Origin of the sequence: Nocardia sp. NPDC060220 (assembly GCF_042727815.1) — a bacterium.
Lineage (GTDB): Bacteria > Actinomycetota > Actinomycetes > Mycobacteriales > Mycobacteriaceae > Nocardia.
The window spans coordinates 1-4,163 of the sequence record NZ_JBHWZY010000624.1; the positions used below are offsets into that span (position 1 = coordinate 1).

Consider the following 4,163-nt stretch of genomic DNA (forward strand, 5'->3'; position numbering starts at 1 on the left):
GCCTCTCGGTACTCCTCGGTGATGGGTCCGCCACGGCTCGATTCGGTCAGCGTCATCGGTGCCTCCTCGGTTCGCGTCCGGCGCGCACGGCACTGTTATCGCCGTCACACCGTTCCCCGAGAATAACTGAGACCGTCAGTCCCACACAACCCTGGCGCGATAACGTTTTCTCCCCGCCTACTCGACGAGCAGCACCACCAACTGACGAGCCAGCTCGACATCACCGGGACCACCGAGCCAGATCAGTGGGCGACGTTGATCGAGATGGTCCAGCGCTTCGGGCAGGGATACGAAGACGCGATCGGCGCGCACGACGCAGACCTGGGGCACGGACTCCGAGACGGCGGGTCCACCATCGACATCGAGTGCCAGCGAACCGGTCGAGGCGTCGCCTGCCACCGCATCGCGAACCACCGCGTCACCGGAGTCGACCGAATCCGAACCGCTGTGCACGACCTGATGCCCCGGCGCGCCGGCCCAGTGATCCAGCCACGCCGGGCCCGGCTCGACCGCGGCGAGCACCGTCTGCACGCTCATGCCGTAGAGGACGTCGGCGACCGCGGCGGGTAGGCCCGCTACATCGACGGTGCGCACCAGCGATCCGTACTCGCGCAATCGGTCGACGAACCGCTCGAGCACCTCGGCCCGCTCGGTCGGATCCACGATCGCGTGCCTGCCCGCGGATCGACGCATGGGTACCCGGCGCTCGTCCTCGGGCAGGTCGAGCAGCCCGTCACGGACTCGGCGCAAGATCTCCTCGCGAGAATTCACTCGGGCACTCTCCTTCGTTGGCGACGCCGATGTCGCCGTTCACACATTCCCTCTCCCCACATACCGCGGGAACTCTTCAATTCGCTACCGTACCGACCGGTCCACATAATCCGGGCGCGGCACGACGAAGCCCAGCAGAAGCAGAAGCTGGTCGATGTTCAGGTCGAAGATCTCCGCCCGATCAGCGAAGGTGTCGCGCCCGTACATGTCGAACACGTCGAAGTTCACGGCACCGAAGAGCGTGGTCCACGCGGTGAGGGCGGACGCGATCACCCGATCAGGGGCGGCGAGGCCGAACTGCTCGCGGATCGTCGCGAAATCGGCAGCCGTCCGCGGAGAGATCGCGGGCTCGAGCACGGGGCCGTTGAGCTGACCCAGTCGGTAGGCACCGTCGACGATGCCCAGCAGAATCGCGATCACGCGCACGCCCGGCGCTTCCGTGTCGGCCGCCGGTGCGGCATAGCCGGGGACGGGGGTACCGAAGAGCAGGCCGTACCAGGCGGGTTCGGCCAGCGCCCACTCCCGTACCGCTCGCGCGGCGACCCGGAAGCGGGTCGCGGGGTCGTCGGGTGCGTCGAGCAGGGCCGCGTCCACCGCGTCGCCCAGTGCGTTGTAGCCGTCGACCACCAGCATGGTCAGCAGTTCTTCGCGGCTGCGGACATACCGGTACACCGCCGACGACACCACGCCCAGATCGCGGGCAACCGCGCGCAACGACAACGCCGCCGCACCCTGCGTGGCCAGATGCTCGCGGCCGATGCGTTTGATGTCGGCGATCGTCTGCGCGCGGGCCAGTGCGCGCGGACCCGGCTGGTCGGAGCTCATCGTCCGATCATCGCCCACTCACGGCGCGGGCCGGATCCCGGCGTCCGGCCGTGTCGTCCTCGGCGGCGGCGCGTTCGATCTCGGCGGCCAAGGTCGCGCCGCCGACCGCCCAGGCCGTCGCCAGCAATCGGTCGCGGAAGCGGCTCAGGTCCACGCCCACCCCTTCACCGCCGTACCCGGTGCCCGAGGCGTCGCGCACCGTGCCGACCACCTCGTCGGCGAGATCGGCGATGCGCGACTGGATCAGCGTCCGCAAGACCCCGCTGAGCGTGACATCGATACCCACGTCGTAGAGGACCAGTGCGGCCTTGAGCATCGTGCGGTCCGCGACGAACCATCGGTGGCCACGTCGTTCCAGGTACCCCGCCGCGGCGAGTTCGGTGAGCACATCGGTGCCACGCTCCCCCAGCATCGCGGCGAGTTCGGCATCGTCGAGGTAGGACGAGCGTTCGATCGACTGTCCCGCGCGCGGATCGAACAGCGTGCGCCAGTCGCCTGCCTGCGGTTCGGTGTCGAATACCTCACGGATGGCGTCCAGCCGCAGCCCGCGTGCCTGCATGGCGACGATGTCGCGCAGCCGGTCCAAGTGCTCGTCGGTGTAGACGACTTCCTTGCCCGCTCGGCCGGGTTTCGGCAGCACGCCGAGCGAGTGGTAGTAGCGGATGGTGCGCGACGCCACGCCGCTGACGTCGGCGAGTTCCGCTCGGGTGTATCGGGCCACCCGACCAGCATAGGTGGGCTCGGAGCCAACGTTGACAGCTCTGGCTGTCGCCATTAGCGTTACCCGCGTCACTGTCGACACCGATCGAGGAGCTCCCCCATGCCCGAGCGCACCACCGATTTCGACGTTCTGATCGTCGGTTCCGGCTTCGGTGGCAGTGTCACCGCACTGCGGCTGGTGGAGAAGGGCTACAAGGTCGGCGTCATCGAAGCCGGTCGCCGCTTCGCCGATGACGAACTGCCCAAGACCAGCTGGGACCTGCGCAAATTCGTGTGGGCGCCCAAGCTCGGCTGCTACGGCATCCAGCGCATCCACCCGCTGCGCGACGTCCTGATCCTGGGCGGCGCCGGCGTCGGCGGTGGCTCGCTGAACTACGCCAACACCCTGTACGTGCCGCCGGAGCCGTTCTTCCAGGACCCGCAGTGGCGCGAGATCACCGACTGGCGCAGCGAGCTCACTCCTTATTACGAGCAAGCGAAGAAGATGCTCGGTGTGGTGACAAATCCCCACATGACTCCCGCCGACGAGATCTTCAAGGCCGTCGCCGAGGACATGGGTGTGGGCGAGACGTTCGTGCAGACGCCCGTCGGGGTGTTCTTCGGTACGCCCGGCAAGACCGAGGCCGACCCCTACTTCGGTGGTGCCGGCCCCGAGCGCACCGGCTGCGTGGAATGCGGCGACTGCATGGTCGGCTGTAAGTTCGGCGCCAAGAACACCCTGGTGAAGAACTACCTCTATCTCGCGGAACAGGCTGGCGCACAGGTCATTCCGATGACCACGGTGTCGTCGCTGCGACCGCTGCCCGACGGCACCTGGGATGTGGCCACCGAGCGCACCGGCGCCTGGGTGCGCAAGGCGCCCAAGACCGTGACCGCCAAGCATGTCGTGCTCGCGGCGGGCACGCTCGGCACGCAGAAGTTGCTGCACGCGATGCGCGACGAAGGTGCGCTGCCGAACCTCTCGGACAAGCTCGGCCTGCTCACCCGCACGAACTCCGAGTCGATCGTCGGTGCCGCGACCAAGACGCTCGGGCCCGACCAGGACTTCACCAAGGGCGTCGCGATCACCTCGTCGATCCACCCCACCCCCGACACCCACGTCGAGCCGGTGCGCTACGGCAAGGGCTCGAACTCGATGGGCATGCTGCAAACGCTCATGGTCGACGGCGGCGGGCGGGTGCCGCGATGGCTGCGGTTCCTGGGCCTCGTGCTGTCCAACCCCCTGATCTTCCTGCGCTTCATGAGTGTGAAGAACTGGAGCGAGCGCACGATCATCTCCCTCGTCATGCAGCACCTGGACAACTCGATCACCACCTACACCAAGCGCGGACTGTTCGGTGGCCGCAAGCTGACCTCCAAACAGGGCCACGGACAACCGAACCCGACCTGGATCCCGGCGGGCAACGATGTGACCCGCCGGGTCGCGGAGAAGATCGGCGGCGTCGCCGGTGGTACCTGGGGTGATGTGTTCAATGTGCCGATGACCGCGCACTTCCTCGGCGGCGCGGCGATCGGCGCCGACCGTGAGCACGGCGTGATCGACGCCTACCACCGCGTGTACGGCTACCCGACGCTCAGCGTCGTCGACGGAGCCGCCGTGTCGGCCAACCTCGGCGTGAACCCGTCGCTCACCATCACCGCGCAGGCCGAGCGCGCGGCCGCCTACTGGCCGAACAAGGACGAACTCGACACCCGCCCCGACCAGAACGCCGGCTACACCAAGATCGCCCCGGTCCGCCCGAACCAGCCGGTCGTGCCCGCGGGCGCACCCGCCGCCCTGGTCCTGCCGATCGTCGAGATCCGCAGCTCGGAGAAGACCGCGGGCTGATCAGAACGAACCCGGCCCC

4 protein-coding genes are annotated in these 4,163 nt (G+C 68.1%); 1 reads left to right on the forward strand and 3 read right to left on the reverse strand.

The window, feature by feature from the left end; all coding sequences use genetic code 11:
* Window positions 1–177 precede the first annotated feature (177 nt).
* The 3 genes from ACFWF3_RS26510 to ACFWF3_RS26520 form a co-directional block, all read right to left on the reverse strand.
* Window positions 178–771 carry a hypothetical protein gene (locus ACFWF3_RS26510; protein ID WP_379316048.1) on the reverse strand — a complete coding sequence of 198 codons (594 nt, stop codon included), beginning with the start codon at window positions 769–771 and terminating at the stop codon, window positions 178–180.
* Between the two features lie 84 nt (window positions 772–855).
* Entirely contained in the window at window positions 856–1,596 is a 741-nt protein-coding gene (locus ACFWF3_RS26515; RefSeq protein ID WP_379316050.1) for a TetR/AcrR family transcriptional regulator, read from the reverse strand.
* 7 nt (window positions 1,597–1,603) lie between these two features.
* Window positions 1,604–2,317 (reverse strand): MerR family transcriptional regulator, encoded by a 714-nt coding sequence (locus tag ACFWF3_RS26520; RefSeq protein ID WP_378991643.1) that lies wholly within the window; start codon window positions 2,315–2,317, stop codon window positions 1,604–1,606.
* A gap of 99 nt (window positions 2,318–2,416) precedes the next feature.
* Between ACFWF3_RS26520 and ACFWF3_RS26525 the strand changes: the two genes are divergently transcribed.
* Entirely contained in the window at window positions 2,417–4,144 is a 1,728-nt protein-coding gene (locus ACFWF3_RS26525; RefSeq protein ID WP_379316052.1) for a GMC oxidoreductase, read from the forward strand.
* Window positions 4,145–4,163: the final 19 nt, after the last annotated feature.

Bases quoted from the DNA above. Each gene is read 5' to 3' on its own strand.
- ACFWF3_RS26525 (WP_379316052.1), top strand. From the start codon at position 2,417: ATGCCCGAGCGCACCACCGATTTCGACGTTCTGATCGTCGGTTCCGGC.
- ACFWF3_RS26515 (WP_379316050.1), bottom strand. From the start codon at position 1,596: ATGAGCTCCGACCAGCCGGGTCCGCGCGCACTGGCCCGCGCGCAGACG.